This window comes from Serratia sp. HRI (assembly GCF_010119335.3).
GTDB lineage: Bacteria > Pseudomonadota > Gammaproteobacteria > Enterobacterales > Enterobacteriaceae > Serratia > Serratia nevei.
Genome location: NZ_CP083690.1, coordinates 1,755,718 through 1,780,500 on the forward strand (window position 1 = coordinate 1,755,718; position 24,783 = coordinate 1,780,500).

Below are 24,783 nucleotides of genomic sequence, written 5' to 3' on the forward strand. Positions count from 1 at the left end.
GTAACACAATGAGGTGACCGATCCGCCTTAAACGGCGGAAGGTGCAGGAAGGGAAATGACCTGCCGCGCTTAACGCAGCTCCAGTTCGTCCAGCGCCTGGAACAGTTCGGCGACGTGATGAATGCGCTGCCGCCCCTGCGCCAGCCGCTCATGCAGCAACGCATTGCTGAGCAGGCTGGCCAGGCTCATGGCGGCAGCATAGCTGTCAAAGGCCGACACGCTGTCGAGCGGCACGGTCAAGTGCCAGTTGGCCAATGGGAACAACGCCTGCGCCTGCGGTTCACAGATCAACAGCGTCGGCACCCCGCGGCTTTGCAACAGCGCCAGCACTGCCTTTATCTGGCGCGGCCGGCGACGGAACGCCACCACCACCGCCACGTCCTGCGGCGTCAGCCCCGCCAGATCTTCCGCCAGCGTCTGCCCCGGCTGCGGCGCCAACAGCACCTGTTCACGCACCTGCATCAGCTGCTGGCGCAGGTGCATCGCCACCGGATAGCTGTTGCGCAGCCCCAGCAGCAGTACGCCTCGCGCCTGCGCCAATGCGGCGATCGCCGCGCTGAACTGCACCGCATCGATCTGCTTTACCCAGCGGGTGAGATTAGCCATTTCCTGCTGACAGTGCCGTGCCAACAGCGTATCGCCCTGCACCGCATCACGGCTGTCGGTCAGCGGCATGCCGCTCTGGCGCAGGGTACGCAGCTCATCGCGCATGGCGCGGTAGTTGGGGTAGCCCAGCCGTTTGAACAAGCGGCTGACCGTGGCTTTGGAAACGCCGCTCAGGCGCGCCAGCTCGGCGCTGTTGTAACCGATCAAATCGTCATAGTGATCGAAGATGAAGTCAGCCACCCGCTGCTCCTGCGGCGTCAGCTGTGGGTAGTCGCGGCGCAGGCGTTCGTCGAACCGTTGCATTATCGTTCTCGCTGTAACCTTCGTTTCAGCGGAACATAACACGGTCGAACTACCCGCTGGCAAGCGATTATTCGCTGGTTGGGAATGGCAGCGGCATGCCCTTCTCCCGCGTCAATGCCGGAAAAGGGCCGCGCGTTCAGCACCAATAGGCCATGAAGTTGACGGTAGCGCGATCCAGATCGCGTTCGCCGATCAGATAACGCCGCAGCGTTTTCACCGTGGAAGACTCGGCCGCCACCCAGGCATAAAAAGCGTTACCGCCGGCCGCACGCTCCCACAACACCTCATCGCTCAGACTGCTTTCCGCCAGGGACTGCGCCTGCGCACACGCCGACGCGGGGATATCGACCCGCTGGCGCACCGCCTCCACCAGCAGCGTACCATGCGCCAGTTGGTGGCCCACGTCACGCGGCAGCCAGTAAACCTCGGCGAACGGGAAACGGGCCAAATCCAGGCAATCCCCCGCCACCGGCACCTCAAAAAATGCCTGCACTCGCGGCGGATTGGCCTGCAGCGCCAGCTGCTCCAGAATCCCCATCGCCGCCGGCACCGCCGTCTCATCGGCGATCAACAGCGCCTGCTGCAACTGCGCCGGCGGTACCCATTCGTAGCCGCCGCTGTCGCCGTCGAAGTCAGCGTTGGGGGCGACCGTCTGAAGGGCGTCACCCGGCTCGGCGTGGGTCGCCCAGGCGGAAGCCGGGCCGTTCACGCCATGCAGCACGAATTCGACGTCCATCTGATTCTGCTCACGGCGCAGCGCACGCAGCGTATAGGTGCGCATCACCGGACGCTGTTCTTTGGGGATCGCCGTGTAATCGCCGTACCAGTCCGGGCCGTTGACCAACTGCGGGATCTTGCCGTCCGCCGCCGGGAACAACAGTTTGATGCGCTGATCCGGCGCTTCCAGCTTCATCCGATGAATATCCGCACCTTCAAACACGCAGCGCACCAGCGAAGGTGAAATCAGCGTTTTGCTTTTCAAGGTGATATCAAAAATTCTGTAGCTGGCGGACATGTTCTCGATTCTCCGGCAACGGCTGTCGCTTATACGTATGGCCGATCGGCTACCGTTTGACGGCGTGGAGTGCGCGATCGTGCAGGGGGTAAAATGTTAATAAAACTAATTAATTACGTTAATGTATCGCAAAAAATCATATCATGATTTTATTGATAACAAGAAACGTTATTGATAAAAGAATCATTCTCAAAAATAACGTAATAACAATATCACCTGGGAAATAACGATGAAACGCAAACACCTTTGGGTATTGAAACCTTGTTTGCTGGCAATGCTTGTGCCGGCGGCTTGGGCAGAGGATCAGAAAGCCGGCAACGAAGAGCAGTTGGTGGTCTCCGCCAGCCGTTCGCACCGTAGCGCGGCGGAAATGGCGCAGACGACCTGGATCATTGAAAGCCAGGAGATCGAACAGCAGGTTCAGGGTGGTAAAGAGATCAAGGACATGTTGGCGCAGCTGATCCCCGGCATGGACGTCAGCGGCCAGGGCCGCACCAACTATGGCATGAATATGCGCGGCCGTTCGATGATGGTGATGATCGACGGCGTACGCCTGAATTCATCGCGCAGCGACAGCCGCCAATTGGATTCGATCGATCCGTTCAATATCGATCATATTGAGGTGATTTCCGGCGCGACCTCGCTGTACGGCGGTGGCAGCACCGGCGGCCTGATCAACATCGTCACCAAAAAGGGGCAGCGGGAACAGCAGGTCGAATTACAGATCGGCGGTAAAACCGGCTTTGGCGGCCATAACGATCACGACGAAAACGTAGCGGCGGCGGTCAGCGGTGGCAACGACAACGCCTCGGGGCGCCTGTCCGTTTCTTATCAGCGCTACGGCGGCTGGTATGACGGTAAAGGCAACGAGGTGCTGATCGACAATACCCAAACCGGCCTGCAGTATTCCGATCGCCTCGACGTCATGGGCACCGGCACCCTCAACATCGACGAACACCAACAGCTGCAGCTGACCACTCAATACTATAAAAGCCAATCCGACGGCGATCACGGTCTGTTCCTGGGAGAGAACTTTGCGGCGGTGACCGGCAACGCCAAGGCATACAACAGCGGCAACTTAAATTCCGACCGTATCCCCGGCACCGAACGCCATCTGATCAACCTGCAGTATTCCAACACCGATTTCCTCGGCCAGGATTTGGTGGCACAGGTCTACTACCGCGACGAAACCCTGACCTTCTACCCGTTCCCGACGCTGGCGGGCAAAGCGCCGAACTATTACGTCAGCAGCATTGGCGCTTCGCAGCAAAAAACCGATTTCTACGGCGGCAAGCTGACGTTAAACAGCAAGCCTGTCGATGCACTGACGCTGACTTACGGCATCGACGCCGAGCATGAGAGCTTCAACGCCAACCAACAGTTCTTCAACCTGGCGAAAGCGCAACAGTCCGGCGGCATGACGCTGGAGAACGCCTACAATACCGGCCGCTACCCGAGCTATACCACCAGCAACCTGGCGTCGTTCCTGCAGGCCAGCTACGACATCAACCCGATCTTCACCCTGAGCGGTGGCGTGCGTTACCAGTACACCGAAAACAAGATTGACGACTTCGTCGGCTATAACCAACAGCAGGCGATCGCCACCGGCGCCGCGACGTCCGCCGACGCGATACCGGGAGGGAAAACCGACTATAACAACGCGCTGTTCAACGCCGGCCTGTTGGCGCACCTGACCGATCGCCAGCAAACCTGGTTCAACTTCTCTCAGGGCTTCGAGATCCCGGACCCGGGCAAGTATTACGGCAACGGCACCTACGCGTTGAACGGCGGCCATTACCGGCTGCTGAAGAGCGTCAACGTCGGTGATTCCAAGCTGCAAGGCATCAAGGTCAATGCCTACGAACTGGGTTGGCGCTATACCGGCGATAACCTGCGCACGCAAATCGCCGCCTACTATTCGCTGTCCGACAAGAGCATCGCCATCAACAAAACCGACATGACCATCAACGTCCATGCGGACAAGCGCCGCATCTATGGAGTGGAAGGCACGGTGGATTATTTCTTTGAAGACAGCGACTGGAGCGCCGGCACCAACTTCAACGTTATCCGTTCCGAAACCAAGGTCAACGGCGAATGGAAGAAGCTGGTGGTGGATACCGCCAGCCCATCGAAAGTTACCGCTTATGTCGGCTGGGCGCCGGGCGACTGGAATCTGCGCTTACAGTCGCAGCAAACCTTCGACGTGTCGGACGACGGCGATTACACCAAGGCCAACTCCACCCGGGGCCGCAAGATCGATGGCTACAACACCCTCGACTTCCTCGGCAGCTATACCCTGCCGGTGGGGAAAATCAGCTTCAGCGTGGAAAACCTGCTGGACAAAGAGTACACCACCGTTTGGGGCCAACGCGCGCCGATCCTGTACAGCCCGACCTACGGCTCACCTGAGCTGTACAGTTATAAAGGCCGCGGACGCACCTTCGGCTTGAACTACTCGGTGTTGTTCTGAGGATAAGGGGCCGGTCTGCCGGCCCCGTTCATTGGGCCGCACCGTTTTGCCGAGAGCAGAAACGACGAAGCCCTGAGTTATCGCTAACTCAGGGCTTCTGAATAGTGGCGGAACGGACGGGGCTCGAACCCGCGACCCCCTGCGTGACAGGCAGGTATTCTAACCAACTGAACTACCGCTCCGCGCCATTCCCTCTTGCGGGGGAACGAGGCGCATATTACGGACGCCTCTCGGTTCCGTCAACGCCTTTTTCTCACCAAATGAACCGTTTGCACAGTTTTTCAACGAAGGTTCATCCGGTGCGTTTTTTTCGTGCAAAAATGCCGCTACTCGGCCGGCGCACCGCGCCACAGGCAGCTGCCGCCCTTTTTCGCCACCAGATCCAGACGCGCCTCGTGCGCCTTCACTTCTTCGTCGCTGGCGTAGACCACTTTCATCGCGGTCGCCGGGCGGACAATGCGCTGAATTTCTTGCGCGGCGTCGTTTTGCTGGGTATCACCTTCCATCTGGAACGCTATCGAGGTCTGACCGCCGGTCATCGCCAGATAGACTTCCGCCAGGATCTCGGCATCGAGCAATGCGCCGTGCAGCGTACGCTTGCTGTTGTCTATCTCATAACGGCTGCACAAGGCATCGAGGTTGTTGCGCTTGCCCGGGAACAGGCGGCGCGCCATCAGCAGGCTGTCGGTGATGGTGCAGAAGGTCTCGGTCTTCGGGATACCCTGCTGCAACATGCGGAATTCGTGATCCATAAAGCCGATGTCGAACGCCGCGTTATGGATCACCAGCTCGCCGCCGCGGATAAAGTCGAGGAATTCGTCGGCAACCTGATCGAAGGTCGGCTTGTCGGCCAGGAAATCGTCGCTGATGCCGTGTACGCCGTAAGCTTCCGGATCCACCAGCCGATCCGGCTTGATGTAAACGTGGAAATTGCGCCCGGTCAGGCGGCGGTTAATCACCTCCACCGCACCGATTTCGATGATGCGGTGCCCTTCGTAGTGCACCCCAAGCTTGTTCATACCGGTGGTTTCGGTATCGAGGACAATCTGTCTGGTGGTTGTAGAGATCATATTGCAGTGCTCACAGCGCTCGTTTATGTCAGACTTGGCTTTTAAAAACTGATAGGAAGAGTCTACCAGAGATGCTCAAACAGGTAGAAATTTTCACCGATGGCTCCTGCCTTGGCAATCCCGGCCCCGGGGGTTACGGTGCGATATTACGCTATAAGCAGACGGAAAAAACCTTCAGCGAGGGTTTTCGTCTGACCACCAATAACCGCATGGAAATGATGGCGGCGATCGTGGCGCTGGAAGCGCTGACCGTACCCTGCGCCGTGACGCTCAGCACCGACAGCCAGTATGTGCGCCAGGGCATCACCAGCTGGATCCATAACTGGAAGAAGCGCGGCTGGAAAACCGCCGACAAAAAGCCGGTCAAGAATGTCGATCTGTGGCAGCGGTTGGATCTGGCCATTCAGCGCCACGAGGTAAAATGGGAATGGGTCAAGGGCCACGCCGGCCACCCGGAGAACGAACGTTGTGACGTGCTGGCGCGCGAAGCGGCCGGCAAGCCGACGCAGGAAGACGTCGGTTACCAACCGGAAGCCTAAGGCAGTTTGCGGTAGCTCTTGGTCGCGCCCACCGCGCGGCTGAGAGACGGTTTTCTCGCCCCCAGTTTCATCGGCGTGGGCGTCAGCGGCAAGGTGCGTTTGCGCGCCACAATCACGCTCATGCAGCCCAGCGCCGGCAAATGGGTGCATAAAAATTTTCCGCCCAGGCGATGCCACGGTAGCACGTGAAAACGCGCCTGGTGGAGCACCTCATAATTCAGCAGGCTAAGCCAATCCAACAGCCGCATCTGGGTAAACATGCGGCTGACATAGGGCTGGCGATGACGCAACCCGGGCACCAGCTTGCCCAATCCCAGCAGGCTGAACGGATTGAAGCTGCTGATAACCAACCAGCCGTCGTCGATCAATACCCTGTCCACCTCACGCAACATGCGATGCGGATCGTCCGCATAGGACAGCGTATGCGCTAACAGGCAGGCATCCACCGACTTGGCGGCAAACGGCAGTTGATAAGCATCGGCGATCACCTGCAGCCCTTCGCCCTCCAGCCCTACGTTGACCTGATGGGAAATCGCGCATTTGTCCGTGGCCAACTCGGCGCTGAGCATGCCCATCTTCAGCAGATGGAAACCGAACAGCTTCGGCCACCAGGGTTGCAACTGCCGCTCGAGCGCTTCACGATAGTACTCCCCCCACGGCAGCTCCGCCCAGGACTGCGGGCCGGTGAGCTTTTGTAGAGTATGGGCTGGTTTCATGATTTATTATCTTCTTTCAAGCCGTTGCCAACGAGAGGTACACCATGAATCTTATCAGCATTCCCGCCTTCCAGGACAATTACATTTGGTTATTGGATGACCGGCAGGGACGCTGCATTATCGTCGATCCGGGTGAGGCGCAGCCGGTGCTCGAAGCGCTGCAGCGCCTGCAGCTGGTGCCGGCGGCGATCCTGCTGACCCACCACCATCACGATCACGTCGACGGCGTGGCGCAGATCGTGGCTCAGTATCCCGGCCTGGCCGTCTATGGGCCGCAAGAAACCGCAGACAAAGGCGCCAATCACATCGTCCGCGACGGCGACACCTTTAACATCGATGGACGCCAGTACAGGACGTTAGCCGTCCCCGGCCATACGTTAGGCCATGTGGCATTCTATAGTGCCCCTTATCTGTTCTGCGGCGACACAATGTTCTCTGCCGGCTGCGGCAGGCTGTTTGAAGGCACCGCCAAACAAATGTACGACTCATTTCAACAACTCGCGCAACTTCCCGATAACACCTTAATTTGCTGCGCGCATGAATATACTCTTTCAAATCTTAAGTTTGCGCGGGCTATTTTGCCGGAAGATCGAGAGATTGAAACATATCAACAACATGTTGAAGCGTTAAGGGCAAAAGGCCAAGCCAGCGTGCCGACCACATTGCAATTAGAGCGCAAAATTAACCTGTTTTTACGTTGCCATGACGCTGATTTACAAAAGAAATTAGGCTTTAACTCACCACCAGAAAGCCTTCATTCAGTTTTTTCCGAATTACGCCTGCGGAAAGATAACTTCTAAGCTTTTAGTTGTGTTATTTGGCGAAGCAAAGTATTATTGCTCGTCTTTTAAGCAACTACATTGACACACACATGAAGGCTAAAGCGATATTTCTCGCCTCAGTGTTGCTAGTGGGTTGCCAGTCGTCCAGGCAGGACGCACCGGCGCCAGAACAGCATGCACAGAGTTTGTCTTCGGCTGGTCAAGATGGTGAAGCAGGAGAGTACACAGCAAATGGCCGAGCGAGCTCGGCGCGGTGGTTGGATAACAACAGTCCCGCCGCGCAACAGGACCTGTGGAACTTCATTAGCGACGAGCTGAAGATGGAGGTTCCGGAAAATTCCCGGATCCGTGATCAGAAAAGAAAGTACTTAAAAAGTAAGAGCTATCTCCACGATGTAACATTACGGGCAGAGCCGTACATGTACTGGATAGTCGGGCAGATTAAGAAACGTAATATGCCGATGGAACTGGTACTGCTACCCATAGTGGAGAGCGCTTTTGACCCACACGCCACGTCAAGTGCCAACGCCGCAGGGCTATGGCAAATCGTGCCGCAAACGGGTCGCAATTATGGTTTGAAAAACAATCAGTGGTATGACGGTCGACGCGATGTCGTCGCCTCGACAACCGCTGCGCTTAACATGATGCAACGCTTGAACCGCATGTTTGACGGCGACTGGTTATTGACCGTAGCCGCCTATAACAGTGGTGAAGGCCGCGTGATGCAAGCGGTGAAGGCAAACAAACGCCAGGGTAAGCCAACCAATTTCTGGGCATTGTCGCTTCCGCGTGAAACGTCAATCTATGTCCCGAAAATGCTGGCGCTGAGCGACATCATCAAGAACAGCAGGAAGTACGGCGTGAAACTCCCGAAAACGGATGAAACCCGTGCGCTGGCGCGTATCGATGTCGGACAGCAGATCCAGCTGACTCAGGCGGCTGAGATGGCAGGGCTTTCGGTCACCAAGATGAAAGCGTATAACCCAGGTTACAAAAAAGGCGTTACGGCACCTAACGGGCCCCATTACATTATGGTTCCAAAAGGGCACGCCGATCAGCTGAAAGACTCGCTGGCCGATGGCCAGATCGCCGTGACTCAGCCAACGACGCAGTTGGCGAAGAACAGCGGTTTGTCCGGTGGCAGTTCGTATAAAGTACGCTCCGGCGACACTTTATCGGGCATTGCCAAGCGGCTGAACGTTAAGACCAGCGATTTGCAGAGTTGGAACAACTTGCGCGCCAAGAGCGCCCTAAAAGTTGGGCAAACCCTGCAAGTGGCCAGCAATACGGGCAGTAACAGCAGTATCACCTATCAGGTTCGCAAAGGTGATTCGCTCGCCAGCATTGCACGTCGTCACGGCGTCGATATTAACGACGTGATGCGTTGGAATTCAACGCTCGGTAAAGGCAGTCTGCAACCCGGTCTGAAGTTGACCCTGTTTGTCGGCAACAAGCTAACGCCGGATACCTAAGTTACCGGCACAAAAAAAGCACCCCTCGGGGTGCTTTTTTATGGTTCATCGCGCTTTAGCGTGAACCAATAAAAAACGGCAGTCAGAACGTTTAGGTTTGTATTCGCCAAAACACACCCTAAACCTTCAAAACTGCCGTCACTATGAATGCTAACCTTTGCTCCCTGTTCTGGGAAGGCTTTGTCGTCAATTCCTTCTCGCATCCTTCTGCCAACTCCCTGCTTATCCAGCTCCAGCCTGATTCTGCCGTCCCCCCCTGCTGCCGGCGCTGTGAACGGCAGGTTCCTGTTGTGCATGATGTTTCCTTCCGCCGAGTGCGTGAACGCCAGCTGCTCGATTGGGTCGTCTGGCTCAACGTCCCCGTCCGGCGCCTGTGTTGCCCCCATTGCGGGGTCACCACCGAAAAAATCAGCTGGTTGCCTGAACGCCAGAGATATACCACGACGCTATCCGTATGGGTTGAGTCACTGGTCCGTTTACTGCCGATTAAGCACGTTGCACAACTCACCGGCCTGCACTGGCATACGGTCAAGAATATCGACTACCGGCGTCTGCTGCGGGAACGGACAGAGCCGCAGCGCCATACCCTCCGCCGTCTGGTGATGGATGAGTTCGCCCTGTTCAAAGGACATCGTTATGCCACCGTGGTGATGGATGCGGATACGCAACAGGTGTTGTGGGTGGGCGAAGGCCGCAGCAGAGCGGCCTTCCGCCCCTTCTTCGTCTGGCTGGGCGCTGAAGGCTGTGCCGCTATCCAGTCTGTCGCCATGGATATGAATACGGCGTTAGACCTGGAGGTCAGGCATCACTGCCCGCAGGCGGAAGTGGTCTATGACTTGTTCCATGTGGTGGCAAAGTATGGCCGGGAGGTTATCGACCGGGTCCGCGTCGACCAGGCCAATCAACTCCGTGATAACCCAAAATCGCGTCAGGTCATCAAACGCAGCCGCTGGCTGCTGCTGCGCAACCCAGAAAACCTGCCCGAAGGGCATGAGGTAAAGCTCACGGAGTTGCTGGAGGCGAATCAGCCGTTGAATGTGGTCTGGCTGATGAAAACCGCGCTGAAAGAACTGTGGTACGCCCCGAGTGAACAAGAGGCATGGAGGCGCTGGACAAGCTGGTACAGGCAGTCTCAGGAAAGCGGAATCAAGGCGTTGCAACACTTCGCCGAGAAACTGAAAGGGTATGCCGGTGGCATCATCGCGAGTGCCAGACACAGGTTGAATACCAGCGTGCTGGAAGGGATGAACAATAAGATAAAAGTGATGAAGCGGATGGCCTATGGATACCGGGATAACGCTTACTTCTTCCTGAAAATCAAAGCAGCGTTCCCCGGTAAAGCGCGATGAACCTTTTTTATTACCTGCGATTCACCAGACGGGGGAGTCTTTTTCCGGGTGGAACTCCACCAACAACGGATTGTGATCCGACGCGCTGGTCACCAGCACCGAGGCCTCCACCACACCCAGGTTACGGTAAAACACGAAGTCCAGTGGGCGACCAAAGGCCTTGCGGCGGTGATCGTCGGTGAAGCTCACCTCGCGCAGCGCCATTTCGCCGGCAAAGTCATACAGCGCGTTGATACGTTTACGGCTCCAGGCGTTGAAGTCCCCCGCCATGATCACCGGCCCCCGATGGCTGGCGATCTGCTCGCCAATCGGCCCCAGCTGCTTGCTGTAGACGTCGACTCCCAGGCTGAAGTTCACCGCATGGATATTCACCACCATCAACAGCTCGCCATTGTACAGCGGGTAAACGGTGATCAAGGCCGATTTGGACAGCCGCAGCAGCGGCTCACGCTCACGCAGCGGGCAGCAGTAAACCGGATGAGCGGCTGCCAGCGTCATCACGCCGGAAGGATGTTGCGGCAACACAAAGGCCGGCACCTGATCGGCCGCCAGATAGTTGGCGGTAGCGTAGCTCACCAGCTCCGGCGTGGTTTGCGCCTCTTGCAACAACACCAGCTGCGCATCTTTGCCATGATTTTTCAACACCGAAAGCCAGTCGGCTCGTTGCTGTTTGAAAATATTCCATACCATGACACGCAGAGCGCCGGTCGTCGGCAGCGCAGCCCCTGGCGGTAACGGCTGGTTAACGGCGCCAGGAAAAATTCGCTCGACTGGTTGGCCTGCAACATACCTCATTGCATAAGTTCGTTTCGGCACGCGATTCGCCTATTACCCATTAGCATGAAACTGGCGATGAAGACTTCGCCAACGGTGAATTGATTATACGCCTGCCCCGCACAGAGGGCATGGCTTTTACAGGCATAACCTTTTCAGTTATAGGGGCCGTCTGCGGTGATTTCAATATTCTGAGGGTATAGCTGTGTAAAGGTGACGCATCAGAGGTGAAAAATGCGAAAAGGCCAGCAAAATGCGCACGGGATATAGGAATGTACAGGTTCGCGCTCAAGTGGGTGACGGCGATGCCTCGACGTGATTAAATGACGAAATCGCTCAAAATTTCAAACGATGTTTGCCTGTGGAGCAAGAATGAAAGCGAATTCGGACGAGCTTATCACCTTCGTCACCGTAGTGGAGAGCGGCAGCTTCAGCCGAGCGGCAGAGCGCCTGCAGCAGGCCAACTCCGTGGTTAGCCGTACGGTAAAAAAACTGGAGAGCAAACTGGGCGTGACCCTGCTCAACCGCACGACACGCCAAATCAGCCTGACCCAGGAAGGCGAAAACTACTTTCGGCAGGTGCAAAAGGTGTTGAGCGATATGGCCGCAGCGGAAAATGCGTTGCTGGAAAGCCGCCAACGCCCGCAGGGGCTGCTGCGCGTCGATGCCGCAACGCCGGTCGTCTTGCATCTGTTGACGCCGCTGGTCGCCGAGTTTCGTGAACGCTATCCGGAAATGTCACTATCATTGGTTTCTTCGGAAAACTTCATCAATTTGATCGAACGGAAAGTGGATATCGCAATCCGCGTCGGCGAGCTGACGGACTCTACGCTGAAAGCGCGCAAGCTGATGGCCAGCTATCGGCGCATCCTGGCCTCCCCCGCCTACCTGGCGCAGTATGGCGCGCCAAAGACGGTGGCCGATCTGGTACACCATTGCTGCATCGGCTTTAACGACCTGCCTAACCTAAACCGGTGGCCGCTGGCCTGTGCCGATGGCCGCCAACTGGAGATCGTTCCAGGGCTGACCACCAACAGCGGCGAAACCCAGCGCCACCTGTGCCTGCACGGCAACGGCATCGCCTGCCTGTCGGACTTTATGAGTGATGAAGACGTCAAACGCGGGGATCTGGTCCCCCTGTTGGTGGAGGACACGCTGCCACTCGAAATGCCGATCAACGCGGTGTACTACAGCGATAGCGCCGTCAGTAACCGCCTGCGCAGCTTTATCGATTTTATCAGCGAGCGGTTAAAGTGATAAAAAAGGCGCTCTCTAGAGCGCCTGAGGTCATCATATCTGAAGATTAGTCCCAATCGGGTGCCAGACCTTCCGGGCTGACCAACCGGCCGTTGCTTTCCAGCGCGGCAATCTGTGCCATATCTTCATCTCTCAGCTGTAGCTGCTGCGCTAGCAGGTTGCTTTCCAGGTTTTCACGCTTGGTCGAGGAAGGGATCACCGCATAGCCGAGCTTCAGCGCCCAGGCCAGGACCACCTGTGCCGGCGTCGCATTGTGCCGCGCCGCGATACGCTTTATCGTCTCCTCCTGCAACGCTTTGCCATACGCCAGCGTCATATAAGAGGTGATGGCAATGCCATGCTGCCGTGCGAACGCCACCACTTTTTCATTCTGCAAGAACGGCGACAGTTCGATCTGGTTGGTTGCGATCTGATCGGCACCGACTGCGTCAATCGCCTGCTGCATCAGATCGACCGTGAAATTGGATACCCCTATCTGACGGGTTAGCCCCAATCGCTTGGCTTCCAGCAATTCAGCCATAAACTCGGCGACCGGCACCTCATCGTTTGGCGATGGCCAGTGAATCAATGTCAGATCGACATACGAGGTCTGCAGTTTGACCAAGCTGTCTCGCAGGCTGGGAATTAATGACCCCTTGGCCAGATTCGCGATCCAGATTTTGGTCGTGATGAACAGCTCGTCACGCGGCACACCGCTGGCGGCGATAGCCTGGCCGACGGCCGCTTCGTTTTCATAGATCTGTGCGGTATCGATAGCCCGATAGCCCAGTTCCAGCGCCGTGCTCACCGAGTCGATAACGACCTGATCCTGAAGGCGGAAAGTACCTAAACCAAATGCAGGAATGCTCACAATATTTACTCTCTCATTAGTGGATAAATAGCGATGCGAGAGAGTATGGCAATATTTTTAGTGAGCAAAAACACCAGGTTCGGCATAAAACTTTTGACTAGCAGGCAACAATATTGAGAAAAAGCGGCAGGAGCGGTGGAAAATTCGACGATATTTCGTGAATTTTGCATATGAAAAAGCCCTGAGTCAGAGACTCAGGGCTTATCAATTAAGTGGCGGAACGGACGGGGCTCGAACCCGCGACCCCCTGCGTGACAGGCAGGTATTCTAACCAACTGAACTACCGCTCCACCGATTCTTTTACGTTGCATCTCTCGATGCCGGCAAAATCGCGCTCTGCGATTTGCGCATTACCAGTCGTCACACTGATAACGTTTATTTGATGCCTGGCAGTGTCCTACTCTCGCATGGGGAGACCCCACACTACCATCGGCGCTACGGCGTTTCACTTCTGAGTTCGGCATGGGGTCAGGTGGGACCACCGCGCTATTGCCGCCAGGCAAATTCTGTTTCATTCCAACCGCTTCACTCTCCTGAAGCCATCAGAACCAATCTGTAAACAAGCTGAATATTGTCTTGGTCTCACCAAAACACCTTCGGTGTTGTAAGGTTAAGCCTCACGGATCATTAGTACTGGTTAGCTCAATGCATCGCTGCACTTACACACCCAGCCTATCAACGTCTTAGTCTTAAACGTTCCTTCAGGGACCTTAAAGGCCCAGGGAAGACTCATCTTGAGGCAAGTTTCGCGCTTAGATGCTTTCAGCGCTTATCTTTTCCGCACTTAGCTACCGGGCAATGCCATTGGCATGACAACCCGAACACCAGTGGTGCGTTCACTCCGGTCCTCTCGTACTAGGAGCAACCCCTCTCAATCTTCCAACGCCCACGGCAGATAGGGACCGAACTGTCTCACGACGTTCTAAACCCAGCTCGCGTACCACTTTAAATGGCGAACAGCCATACCCTTGGGACCTACTTCAGCCCCAGGATGTGATGAGCCGACATCGAGGTGCCAAACACCGCCGTCGATATGAACTCTTGGGCGGTATCAGCCTGTTATCCCCGGAGTACCTTTTATCCGTTGAGCGATGGCCCTTCCATTCAGAACCACCGGATCACTAAGACCTACTTTCGTACCTGCTCGAGCCGTCACTCTCGCAGTCAAGCTAGCTTATGCCTTTGCACTAACCTCACGATGTCCGACCGTGATTAGCTAACCTTCGTGCTCCTCCGTTACTCTTTGGGAGGAGACCGCCCCAGTCAAACTACCCACCAGACACTGTCCTCACCCCAGATTATGGGGCCGAGTTAGAACATCAAACATTAAAGGGTGGTATTTCAAGGATGGCTCCACGCAGACTGGCGTCCACGCTTCAAAGCCTCCCACCTATCCTACACATCAAGGCTCAATGTTCAGTGTCAAGCTATAGTAAAGGTTCACGGGGTCTTTCCGTCTTGCCGCGGGTACACTGCATCTTCACAGCGAGTTCAATTTCACTGAGTCTCGGGTGGAGACAGCCTGGCCATCATTACGCCATTCGTGCAGGTCGGAACTTACCCGACAAGGAATTTCGCTACCTTAGGACCGTTATAGTTACGGCCGCCGTTTACTGGGGCTTCGATCAAGAGCTTCGCCTTGCGGCTGACCCCATCAATTAACCTTCCAGCACCGGGCAGGCGTCACACCGTATACGTCCACTTTCGTGTTTGCACAGTGCTGTGTTTTTATTAAACAGTTGCAGCCAGCTGGTATCTTCGACTGGCTTCAGCTCCATCCGCGAAGGACTTCACCTACATGCCAGCGTGCCTTCTCCCGAAGTTACGGCACCATTTTGCCTAGTTCCTTCACCCGAGTTCTCTCAAGCGCCTTGGTATTCTCTACCTGACCACCTGTGTCGGTTTGGGGTACGATTCAATGTTACCTGGAGCTTAGAGGCTTTTCCTGGAAGCAGGGCATCAACTACTTCTGCACCGTAGTGCATCGTCATCACGCCTCAGGGTTGATATGCAACCGGATTTACCAGGTCACACCCCCTACACGCTTAAACCGGGACAACCGTCGCCCGGCTAGCCTAGCCTTCTCCGTCCCCCCTTCGCAGTAACACCAAGTACAGGAATATTAACCTGTTTCCCATCGACTACGCTTTTCAGCCTCGCCTTAGGGGTCGACTCACCCTGCCCCGATTAACGTTGGACAGGAACCCTTGGTCTTCCGGCGAGCGGGCTTTTCACCCGCTTTATCGTTACTTATGTCAGCATTCGCACTTCTGATACCTCCAGCAACCCTCACAGGCCACCTTCAACGGCTTACAGAACGCTCCCCTACCCAACAACGCCTAAGCGTCGCTGCCGCAGCTTCGGTGCATGGTTTAGCCCCGTTACATCTTCCGCGCAGGCCGACTCGACCAGTGAGCTATTACGCTTTCTTTAAATGATGGCTGCTTCTAAGCCAACATCCTGGCTGTCTATGCCTTCCCACATCGTTTCCCACTTAACCATGACTTTGGGACCTTAGCTGGCGGTCTGGGTTGTTTCCCTCTTCACGACGGACGTTAGCACCCGCCGTGTGTCTCCCGTGATAACATTCTTCGGTATTCGGAGTTTGCATCGGTTTGGTAAGCCGGGATGGCCCCCTAGCCGAAACAGTGCTCTACCCCCGAAGATGAGTTCACGAGGCGCTACCTAAATAGCTTTCGGGGAGAACCAGCTATCTCCCGGTTTGATTGGCCTTTCACCCCCAGCCACAAGTCATCCGCTAATTTTTCAACATTAGTCGGTTCGGTCCTCCAGTTAGTGTTACCCAACCTTCAACCTGCCCATGGCTAGATCACCGGGTTTCGGGTCTATACCTTGCAACTATTCGCCCAGTTAAGACTCGGTTTCCCTACGGCTCCCCTATACGGTTAACCTTGCTACAAAATATAAGTCGCTGACCCATTATACAAAAGGTACGCAGTCACACCACGAAGGTGCTCCCACTGCTTGTACGTACACGGTTTCAGGTTCTATTTCACTCCCCTCGCTGGGGTTCTTTTCGCCTTTCCCTCACGGTACTGGTTCACTATCGGTCAGTCAGGAGTATTTAGCCTTGGAGGATGGTCCCCCCATATTCAGACAGGATGTCACGTGTCCCGCCCTACTCATCGAACTCACGACCTGTGCATTTTAGTGTACGGGGCTATCACCCTTTGCTGCGCGACTTTCCAGACGCTTCCACTAACACACAAGCCGATTCAGGTTCTGGGCTCCTCCCCGTTCGCTCGCCGCTACTGGGGGAATCTCGGTTGATTTCTTTTCCTCGGGGTACTTAGATGTTTCAGTTCCCCCGGTTCGCCTCATGCCACTATGTATTCATGACATGATAGTGTGTCGAAACACACTGGGTTTCCCCATTCGGGTATCGCCGGTTGTAACGGTTCATATCACCTTACCGACGCTTTTCGCAGATTAGCACGCCCTTCATCGCCTCTGACTGCCTAGGCATCCACCGTGTACGCTTAGTCACTTAACCTCACAACCCGAAGATGTTTCCATCGTTCGTGCTGCAAACATTTGAGAGACTCTATGACAGGTTACTCTTTACCCCAATACTTCTACGGAGGGATAAATTTCAGCCGTCATGTTTCAATTTTCAGCTTGTTCCAGATTGTTAAAGAGCAATATCTTAAACATGACTCGTAAGTCATCTTTAAGATTTTTTCGGCCTGTCGTGACCGGTGATAATGTCTTTCACTCATTATCGGAATGGCGTCCCCAAGGGGATTCGAACCCCTGTTACAGCCGTGAAAGGGCAGTGTCCTAGGCCTCTAGACGATGGGGACACGAAAATCCGATTAAACTGAATGACTTAATCGGTTCGTATCAGCATGAATAACTCATGGCATCAACAGGTAGCGCTTTGCTCGTTACTTTTCATCAGACAATCTGTGTGAGCACGCCACTCGAACTAATATCTTTAGGTAAGGAGGTGATCCAACCGCAGGTTCCCCTACGGTTACCTTGTTACGACTTCACCCCAGTCATGAATCACAAAGTGGTAAGCGCCCTCCCGAAGGTTAAGCTACCTACTTCTTTTGCAACCCACTCCCATGGTGTGACGGGCGGTGTGTACAAGGCCCGGGAACGTATTCACCGTAGCATTCTGATCTACGATTACTAGCGATTCCGACTTCATGGAGTCGAGTTGCAGACTCCAATCCGGACTACGACATACTTTATGAGGTCCGCTTGCTCTCGCGAGGTCGCTTCTCTTTGTATATGCCATTGTAGCACGTGTGTAGCCCTACTCGTAAGGGCCATGATGACTTGACGTCATCCCCACCTTCCTCCAGTTTATCACTGGCAGTCTCCTTTGAGTTCCCGGCCGAACCGCTGGCAACAAAGGATAAGGGTTGCGCTCGTTGCGGGACTTAACCCAACATTTCACAACACGAGCTGACGACAGCCATGCAGCACCTGTCTCAGAGTTCCCGAAGGCACCAATCCATCTCTGGAAAGTTCTCTGGATGTCAAGAGTAGGTAAGGTTCTTCGCGTTGCATCGAATTAAACCACATGCTCCACCGCTTGTGCGGGCCCCCGTCAATTCATTTGAGTTTTAACCTTGCGGCCGTACTCCCCAGGCGGTCGATTTAACGCGTTAGCTCCGGAAGCCACGCCTCAAGGGCACAACCTCCAAATCGACATCGTTTACAGCGTGGACTACCAGGGTATCTAATCCTGTTTGCTCCCCACGCTTTCGCACCTGAGCGTCAGTCTTCGTCCAGGGGGCCGCCTTCGCCACCGGTATTCCTCCAGATCTCTACGCATTTCACCGCTACACCTGGAATTCTACCCCCCTCTACGAGACTCTAGCTTGCCAGTTTCAAATGCAGTTCCCAGGTTGAGCCCGGGGATTTCACATCTGACTTAACAAACCGCCTGCGTGCGCTTTACGCCCAGTAATTCCGATTAACGCTTGCACCCTCCGTATTACCGCGGCTGCTGGCACGGAGTTAGCCGGTGCTTCTTCTGCGAGTAACGTCAATTGATGAACGTATTAAGTTCACCACCTTCCTCCTCGCTGAAAGTGCTTTACAACCCGAAGGCCTTCTTCACACACGCGGCATGGCTGCATCAGGCTTGCGCCCATTGTGCAATATTCCCCACTGCTGCCTCCCGTAGGAGTCTGGACCGTGTCTCAGTTCCAGTGTGGCTGGTCATCCTCTCAGACCAGCTAGGGATCGTCGCCTAGGTGAGCCATTACCCCACCTACTAGCTAATCCCATCTGGGCACATCTGATGGCAAGAGGCCCGAAGGTCCCCCTCTTTGGTCTTGCGACGTTATGCGGTATTAGCTACCGTTTCCAGTAGTTATCCCCCTCCATCAGGCAGTTTCCCAGACATTACTCACCCGTCCGCCGCTCGTCACCCAGGGAGCAAGCTCCCCTGTGCTACCGCTCGACTTGCATGTGTTAAGCCTGCCGCCAGCGTTCAATCTGAGCCATGATCAAACTCTTCAATTAAAAGCTTGATTTGCTTCCACTCGAGAAGCGATGCTCAAAGATTTACTGCATGAATTTTACTTCAGTTAGTCACTCTTCAAGACTTGATATTTTTTTGCATCCGAAGATGCTGGATATCGTCTTGTGGAGTGCCCACACAGATTGTCTGATAAATTGTTAAAGAGCAGTGCCGAGAAACTCATCGGCGCGGGCTGCGTATATTACGCTTTTCACCCGGAGAGTCAAGCGTTTATTTCGCTTTCTTCTCGCTGACCCGGCGGCTTGTCAGTCGTTGTTCCCGGTCAGTGGAGGCGCATTATAGGGAGTTCTCGGCGGGCCGCAACCCCTAATTGCAAAAAACTTTTCAAGCGCTCAAATAACCACCAAAAATGCCTTTTTAGGATGTTTATTAGTCAAAAAATGCTGGTTTTAGGGCAGTAATAGCGGCAACCCCTGTAAATAGGGACAAACGAAGATAAAGAAAAGGGAGCGGTCCCCCGCTCCCTTTCATCTTTATTATCCTTAATCGCCGTTATTGGCGAGCAACGATATGGTCGTTTTCCACATCCAGCGTGACCAGCTTGCCGGGGATCAGCTTACCGGACAGGATTTGCTGCGCCAGCGGATTCTCGATCTCCTGCTGAATAGCGCGTTTCAACGGACGCGCACCATACACAGGGTCGTAACCGGTTTTGCTCAACAGCGCCAGGGCCGGTTCGGTCATGGTCACTTCGTAACCGCGCTCTTCCAAACGCTTGTACAGACGCGACAGCTGAATCTTGGCAATTGCAGCAATGTGTTTCTCGCCCAGCGGATGGAACACCACCACTTCGTCGATACGGTTGATGAACTCCGGACGGAAGTGGTGACTCACCATCTCCATCACCGACTCTTTCATCTGTGCGTAGTTCATCTGACCGAAATGCTCCTGGATAAGATCGGAGCCCAGGTTGGACGTCATGATCACCACGGTATTGCGGAAATCGACGGTACGGCCTTGACCATCGGTCAGTCGGCCGTCATCCAACACCTGCAACAGAATATTGAATACGTCCGGGTGCGCTTTCTCGACTTCATCCAGCAGAATCACCGAATAAGGCCGGCGGCGCACGGCCTCCGTGAGGTAACCGCCCTCTTCATAGCCGACATAACCCGGAGGCGCGCCGACCAGACGAGAAACGGAGTGTTTCTCCATAAACTCGGACATGTCGATACGCACCATGGCGTCGTCGCTGTCGAACAGGAACGAAGCCAGCGCTTTGCAGAGCTCGGTTTTCCCCACCCCGGTCGGGCCGAGGAACAGGAACGAACCGATCGGCCGGTTAGGATCGGACAACCCGGCGCGGCTGCGGCGGATAGCATTCGAGACCGCGCTGACCGCTTCGTCCTGGCCAATAACCCGCGAATGCAGCTCTTGCTCCAGGCGCAGCAGTTTGTCACGCTCCCCTTCCAGCATTCTGGCCACCGGGATACCGGTCGCACGCGCCAGCACTTCGGCAATCTCCGCATCGGTCACCCGGTTGCGCAGCAGCTTCATGCTCTTGCCTTCGGCCTGCGTGGCGGCGGCGAGCTGTTTCTCCAGCTCAGGAATTTTGCCGTACTGCAGTTCCGACATCCGCCCCAGATCGCCGACGCGGCGCGCCTGCTCCAGGGTGATTTTGGCCTGTTCGAGTTCGGCCTTGATGTTCTGGGTGCCGGAGAGCGAGGCTTTTTCCGCTTTCCACTCTTCTTCCAGCTCCGAATATTCGCGCTCTTTCTGTCCCAGCTCGTCGCTGAGCATGTCCAGGCGTTTCTTGCTGGCATCGTCAGACTCTTTATTCAACGCCTGTTGTTCCAGCTTCAACTGAATGATGCGGCGTTCAAGCCTGTCGAGCGATTCCGGCTTGGAATCCATCTGCATACGAATGCTGGACGCCGCTTCGTCGATCAGGTCGATAGCCTTGTCCGGCAATTGACGATCGGCGATATAACGGTGCGAAAGCGTTGCCGCCGCCACGATGGCCGGGTCGGTGATCTGCACGTGGTGGTGCAGTTCGTAACGCTCTTTCAAGCCGCGCAGGATAGCGATGGTGTCTTCCACGCTCGGCTCCGCCACATACACTTTCTGGAAACGACGTTCGAGCGCCGCATCCTTCTCTATATACTGACGATACTCGTCGAGCGTAGTCGCACCGACGCAGTGCAGCTCGCCGCGCGCCAGCGCCGGTTTGAGCATGTTGCCCGCATCCATCGCGCCATCCGCCTTACCGGCGCCGACCATGGTGTGCAGTTCGTCGATAAACAGGATAACGCTGCCTTCCTGCTTGGCCAGATCGTTGAGCACGCCTTTCAGGCGCTCTTCAAACTCGCCGCGGTACTTGGCACCGGCGATCAAGGCGCCCATATCGAGGGACAATACGCGCTTGTGCTTCAGCCCTTCCGGCACTTCGCCGTTGATGATGCGCTGCGCCAGGCCTTCGACGATGGCGGTTTTACCCACGCCGGGTTCGCCGATCAGCACCGGGTTGTTTTTGGTACGGCGCTGCAGCACCTGGATGGTGCGGCGGATCTCTTCATCACGGCCGATTACCGGGTCTAGTTTGCCCTGCTCGGCGCGTTCGGTCAGATCGATCGTGTATTTCTTCAATGCTTGCCGTTGGTCTTCGGCGCCTTGGTCTTCCACGCTGTCACCGCCTCTCATTTGTTCAATGGCTTTGCTGATTTTGTCGGCCGTTGCGCCGGCCGCTTTCAACAAGTCGGTCAACGAGCCGCGGTCTTCCAGCACCGCAAGCACAAACAGCTCGGAAGAAATGAATTTGTCCGCGCGCTTCTGCGCCAGCTTGTCGCACAGGTTCAAGACGCGCACCAGCTCGTGGGACGGTTGAACGTCGCCACCGGTACCTTCTACCTGCGGTAAACGGGACAGCGCCTGTTCGATTTCGGTGCGCACGCGCCCGGCATCGATACCTGCGGAAGTTAATAGTGGACGAACCGTGCCCCCTTCCTGATTGAGCAGGGCGCTCATCAGATGTAGCGGTTCAATAAACTGGTTGTCGTGCCCAAGGGCTAGTGACTGGGCATCGGCGAGGGCAAGCTGGAATTTGTTGGTAAGACGATCCAGACGCATAACACCTCCAAGATGGGTCGAAATTGCTACTGGAGATTAAATGAGGTCATCCCTCAAATTTTCAAGGTTATCTCGACGCTAAATTTTCGGTACAACGCCATGCGTCGTTGGATCGTCCTAATTCAATAGGTTATATCAGCCAGATTAAACTTGCCAGACGTCCGGTTATTCCATCGCGTCGATAGGAGAAAAAATGACTCTTTTCGTTAACCGTGCAGCGGTCGCCGCCATAGATGGCCTGCACGCCTGCCCGCAACAAACGTTGGCGCGCCAGTAAGTAAATATTAGCCAAAAACTTATCGCCGTGCGGCGTAAACGCCGCCGCGGCTTCGGCGTCTTCCGCGATAAAGGCGGCACGCACCTCCGGCCCGACTTCAAACTGCTGCGGGCCGATCGCCGGCCCCAGCCAGGCGCGGATCTGGCCCGGTGCGGCGCTGAACGCCGCCACGGTTTGCTCCAGCACGCCGTGGCATAGCCCACGCCAGCCGGCGTGGGCGGCGGCCACTTCATCGCCGTTCTGCGAGCAGAACAGCACCGGCAGACAATCCGCCGTCATCACGGCACACACCTGCCCAGGCACGTTGCTGTACACCGCATCCGCCCGCAGATCGGCGGGCGGATGCCCCGTCAACGTCACCACGCGGGTGCCGTGTACCTGCTCAAGCCACACCGGCATCTGCGGCAAGCCGGCGACGGTAACCAACCGTTCCCGATTGCGCTTCACCGCTTGCTCCTCGTCACCGACGTGGGTGCCGAGATTCAGCGAGTCATAAGGCGGCAGGCTGGCGCCGCCGCCGCGCGTGGTGCTGCAGGCCTTAACGCCGGGAGGCAACGGCCAGTCGGGCAGAATGAGTGAATTCATTACCAGTCCATCTGATCTTTGAATTCTTCGGTGTCCGCCTTCAGCGCGTTGATCAGATCGACCATGTCCTGCGGCAGCGGCGCATGCCACTCCATCTGGATGCCGCTGATCGGGTGGTACAAACGCAGCATGGTGGCATGCAGCGCCTGACGGTCAAAGCCGCGCAGCGTGTTGATGAAGGCTTCCGAAGCGCCCTTCGGCGGACGTGGACGGCCGCCGTACAGCGGATCACCCACCAGCGGATGGCTGATATAGGCCATGTGTACGCGGATCTGGTGAGTACGGCCGGTTTCCAGGCGCAGGCGCAGTCGGGTGTGCGCACGGAAGTGTTCCATGATGCGGTAGTGCGTCACCGCCGGTTTACCCATCGGGTGTACCGCCATGTGGGTGCGCTTGGTGGAGTGACGCGCGATTGGCTCTTCTACCGTGCCGCCGGCGGTCATGGTGCCGATCGCCACCGCTTCGTATTCACGGGTAATTTCACGCGCCTGCAGCGCTTCCACCAGCCGGGTTTGTGCCGGCACGGTTTTCGCCACCACCATCAGACCGGTGGTGTCTTTATCCAGACGGTGCACGATGCCGGCACGCGGCACGTCGGCGATTTCCGGGTAATGATGCAGCAACGCATTGAGCACCGTGCCGTCCGGGTTACCGGCGCCAGGGTGCACCACCAAATCGCGCGGTTTGTTGATCACCAGGATGTCACTGTCTTCATAGACGATATCCAGCGCGATATCCTGTGGCTCCCAACGCGCCTCTTCTTCAATCTGTGCATCGATGGCGACGGTCTCTCCGCCCAGCACCTTCTCTTTCGGTTTATTTGACGTTTTGCCATTGACCTTCACCCGATCGCCCAGGATCCACTCTTTTATGCGAGATCGTGAATAATCAGGGAACAATTCGGCCAAAGCCTGATCTAAACGTTGTCCGAGTTGAGATTCGGCCACCGTTGCGGTGAGTTGTACTTGTTGTGCCATATGCAGCTTCTTCGTTAACGTTGGGTTTTCACGGCGATGCCGTTTAATATAATGTGCTATTGTACCTGGTCTTTGTCGGGAGCTTAACGGACAGTCTCCCGGAATAACACCCTGAGGATAATCAAAACGTCATGACGCGTATGAAATATCTGGTGGCAGCAGCCACGTTGAGCCTGGCGCTGGCAGGTTGCTCCACATCCAAGGATGCGGTTCCCGACAACCCACCTTCGGAAATCTATGCTACCGCGCAGCAAAAACTGCAGGACGGTAACTTCAAGGGCGCGATTACGCAACTCGAAGCGTTAGATAACCGCTATCCTTTCGGGCCGTATTCCCAGCAGGTCCAGCTGGATTTGATTTACGCCTACTATAAGGCTGCCGACTTGCCGATGGCTCAGGCATCCATCGATCGCTTCATGCGTCTGAACCCGACGCACCCGAACATCGATTACGTGATGTACATGCGCGGCCTGACCGACATGGCGCTCGATGACAGCGCACTGCAGGGCTTCTTCGGGGTTGACCGTTCTGACCGCGATCCTCAGCACGCTCGCGCTGCGTTCCGCGACTTCAGCCAGTTGATTCAGCAATACCCGAACAGCCAATACGCGACCGACGCCAACAAGCGTTTGGTGTATCTGAAAGACCGTTTGGCCAAGTATGAGCTTTCGGTGGCGGAATACTACACTAAACGCGGTGCTTACGTCGCGGTCGTTAATCGCGCCGAGCAGATGTTGCGTGAATTCCCGGATACCAAAGCGACGCACGACGTGTTGCCGCTGATGGAAAATGCCTACAAGCAGCTGCAGCTGAACGGCCAGGCTGACAAAGTGGCCAAAGTGATCGCCGCCAACCCGCAATAACCGCGCGTCGGCAACGACAGAAAAACAAAACGGCAGCCTCGGCTGCCGTTTTCATTGGCGTGGAGCGGTTTTTTACTGGAGAAATACACAAGTAAAAACACGGTGTTAGCTAGCGCTCCTCACCGGTCAACTCATCGATAATGCGCCATCCGGCGACAACTCTCAAGCATTAGATAACCAATTCAGATGCTGAATCACAGATTGAACTAACTTTGCAAAAAGTGACAAAAAATCGTGATTTACATCACGCATTTAAACAAAAAGCGGGGTATGCTGGATTCACCAAGA

16 protein-coding genes, 3 tRNA genes and 3 rRNA genes are annotated in these 24,783 nt (G+C 55.8%); 7 read left to right on the top strand and 15 right to left on the bottom strand.

Features of this window, described 5'->3' with window-relative positions; genetic code table 11:
* Window positions 1-69 precede the first annotated feature (69 nt).
* Window positions 70-909 carry a MurR/RpiR family transcriptional regulator gene (locus GF111_RS08605; RefSeq protein ID WP_055312038.1) on the bottom strand — a complete coding sequence of 280 codons (840 nt, stop codon included), beginning with the start codon at window positions 907-909 and terminating at the stop codon, window positions 70-72.
* 136 nt (window positions 910-1,045) lie between these two features.
* The gene (locus GF111_RS08610; protein WP_047728863.1) at window positions 1,046-1,924 is read right to left on the bottom strand and encodes a siderophore-interacting protein; all 879 of its coding nucleotides are present in this window, start codon (window positions 1,922-1,924) and stop codon (window positions 1,046-1,048) included.
* Between the two features lie 229 nt (window positions 1,925-2,153).
* Here GF111_RS08610 and GF111_RS08615 point away from each other — a divergent pair, with 229 nt between their 5' ends.
* Complete coding sequence (locus tag GF111_RS08615) at window positions 2,154-4,394, top strand: TonB-dependent siderophore receptor (RefSeq protein ID WP_147191502.1); 2,241 nt, start codon at window positions 2,154-2,156, stop codon at window positions 4,392-4,394.
* A gap of 105 nt (window positions 4,395-4,499) precedes the next feature.
* Here GF111_RS08615 and GF111_RS08620 read toward each other — a convergent pair.
* Both GF111_RS08620 and dnaQ read right to left on the bottom strand, forming a co-directional pair.
* Window positions 4,500-4,576: transfer RNA gene (locus GF111_RS08620), tRNA-Asp, on the bottom strand.
* A gap of 144 nt (window positions 4,577-4,720) precedes the next feature.
* On the bottom strand, window positions 4,721-5,464 hold the full coding sequence (gene dnaQ / locus GF111_RS08625; protein ID WP_038871384.1) for a DNA polymerase III subunit epsilon: 744 nt from the start codon (window positions 5,462-5,464) through the stop codon (window positions 4,721-4,723).
* A 71-nt stretch (window positions 5,465-5,535) separates the two neighbouring features.
* Between dnaQ and rnhA the strand changes: the two genes are divergently transcribed.
* Window positions 5,536-6,003 carry a ribonuclease HI gene (gene rnhA / locus GF111_RS08630; RefSeq protein ID WP_033649910.1) on the top strand — a complete coding sequence of 156 codons (468 nt, stop codon included), beginning with the start codon at window positions 5,536-5,538 and terminating at the stop codon, window positions 6,001-6,003.
* Here rnhA and GF111_RS08635 read toward each other — a convergent pair.
* The gene (locus GF111_RS08635) at window positions 6,000-6,719 is read right to left on the bottom strand and encodes a class I SAM-dependent methyltransferase (RefSeq protein WP_047728867.1); all 720 of its coding nucleotides are present in this window, start codon (window positions 6,717-6,719) and stop codon (window positions 6,000-6,002) included. The two genes, rnhA and GF111_RS08635, sit on opposite strands and share 4 nt — an antisense overlap.
* A 44-nt stretch (window positions 6,720-6,763) precedes the next feature.
* On the opposite strand from GF111_RS08635, the gene gloB reads away from it, so the two are divergent.
* From gloB to GF111_RS08650, 3 genes are all read left to right on the top strand, one after another.
* On the top strand, window positions 6,764-7,519 hold the full coding sequence (gloB, locus tag GF111_RS08640) for a hydroxyacylglutathione hydrolase (protein ID WP_047728870.1): 756 nt from the start codon (window positions 6,764-6,766) through the stop codon (window positions 7,517-7,519).
* A gap of 71 nt (window positions 7,520-7,590) precedes the next feature.
* Entirely contained in the window at window positions 7,591-8,973 is a 1,383-nt protein-coding gene (gene mltD / locus GF111_RS08645) for a murein transglycosylase D (protein WP_139156125.1), read from the top strand.
* A gap of 143 nt (window positions 8,974-9,116) precedes the next feature.
* Window positions 9,117-10,322, top strand: coding sequence for an ISL3 family transposase (locus GF111_RS08650; protein ID WP_071845303.1), 1,206 nt, complete (start codon window positions 9,117-9,119; stop codon window positions 10,320-10,322).
* A 21-nt stretch (window positions 10,323-10,343) separates the two neighbouring features.
* Here GF111_RS08650 and GF111_RS08655 read toward each other — a convergent pair whose 3' ends face one another.
* Window positions 10,344-11,138: an endonuclease/exonuclease/phosphatase family protein gene (locus GF111_RS08655; RefSeq protein ID WP_025160092.1), complete on the bottom strand. Its 795-nt coding sequence runs from the start codon at window positions 11,136-11,138 to the stop codon at window positions 10,344-10,346.
* A 330-nt stretch (window positions 11,139-11,468) separates the two neighbouring features.
* On the opposite strand from GF111_RS08655, the gene yafC reads away from it, so the two are divergent.
* Entirely contained in the window at window positions 11,469-12,353 is an 885-nt protein-coding gene (gene yafC / locus GF111_RS08660; RefSeq protein WP_038871393.1) for a DNA-binding transcriptional regulator YafC, read from the top strand.
* Between the two features lie 46 nt (window positions 12,354-12,399).
* On the opposite strand, the gene dkgB is transcribed toward yafC, so the two are convergent.
* The 9 genes from dkgB to rluD all read right to left on the bottom strand — a co-directional run bounded on the left by dkgB (window position 12,400) and on the right by rluD (window position 23,632).
* Complete coding sequence (gene dkgB / locus GF111_RS08665; protein WP_147191501.1) at window positions 12,400-13,203, bottom strand: 2,5-didehydrogluconate reductase DkgB; 804 nt, start codon at window positions 13,201-13,203, stop codon at window positions 12,400-12,402.
* 213 nt (window positions 13,204-13,416) lie between these two features.
* Window positions 13,417-13,493, bottom strand: a tRNA-Asp gene (locus GF111_RS08670).
* A gap of 94 nt (window positions 13,494-13,587) precedes the next feature.
* Window positions 13,588-13,703 (bottom strand): 5S ribosomal RNA (gene rrf / locus GF111_RS08675).
* A 106-nt stretch (window positions 13,704-13,809) separates the two neighbouring features.
* Window positions 13,810-16,717: ribosomal RNA gene (locus GF111_RS08680) — 23S ribosomal RNA — on the bottom strand.
* 234 nt (window positions 16,718-16,951) lie between these two features.
* Window positions 16,952-17,027, bottom strand: a tRNA-Glu gene (locus tag GF111_RS08685).
* Window positions 17,028-17,166: 139 nt separating this feature from the next.
* Window positions 17,167-18,708: ribosomal RNA gene (locus GF111_RS08690) — 16S ribosomal RNA — on the bottom strand.
* Together the 16S, 23S and 5S rRNA genes with 2 tRNA genes alongside form the textbook arrangement of a ribosomal RNA operon.
* A gap of 511 nt (window positions 18,709-19,219) precedes the next feature.
* Window positions 19,220-21,793 (bottom strand): ATP-dependent chaperone ClpB, encoded by a 2,574-nt coding sequence (clpB, locus tag GF111_RS08695; RefSeq protein WP_025301647.1) that lies wholly within the window; start codon window positions 21,791-21,793, stop codon window positions 19,220-19,222.
* Window positions 21,794-21,923: 130 nt separating this feature from the next.
* The gene (yfiH, locus tag GF111_RS08700) at window positions 21,924-22,655 is read right to left on the bottom strand and encodes a purine nucleoside phosphorylase YfiH (RefSeq protein ID WP_094460527.1); all 732 of its coding nucleotides are present in this window, start codon (window positions 22,653-22,655) and stop codon (window positions 21,924-21,926) included.
* The gene (gene rluD, locus GF111_RS08705; protein ID WP_004932452.1) at window positions 22,655-23,632 is read right to left on the bottom strand and encodes a 23S rRNA pseudouridine(1911/1915/1917) synthase RluD; all 978 of its coding nucleotides are present in this window, start codon (window positions 23,630-23,632) and stop codon (window positions 22,655-22,657) included. The genes yfiH and rluD overlap by 1 nt, the downstream gene beginning before the upstream one ends.
* 131 nt (window positions 23,633-23,763) lie before the next feature.
* Between rluD and bamD the strand changes: the two genes are divergently transcribed.
* Window positions 23,764-24,495, top strand: a complete 732-nt coding sequence (gene bamD, locus GF111_RS08710) for an outer membrane protein assembly factor BamD (protein WP_004932456.1) — start codon at window positions 23,764-23,766, stop codon at window positions 24,493-24,495.
* The last annotated feature ends 288 nt before the right edge of the window (window positions 24,496-24,783 follow it).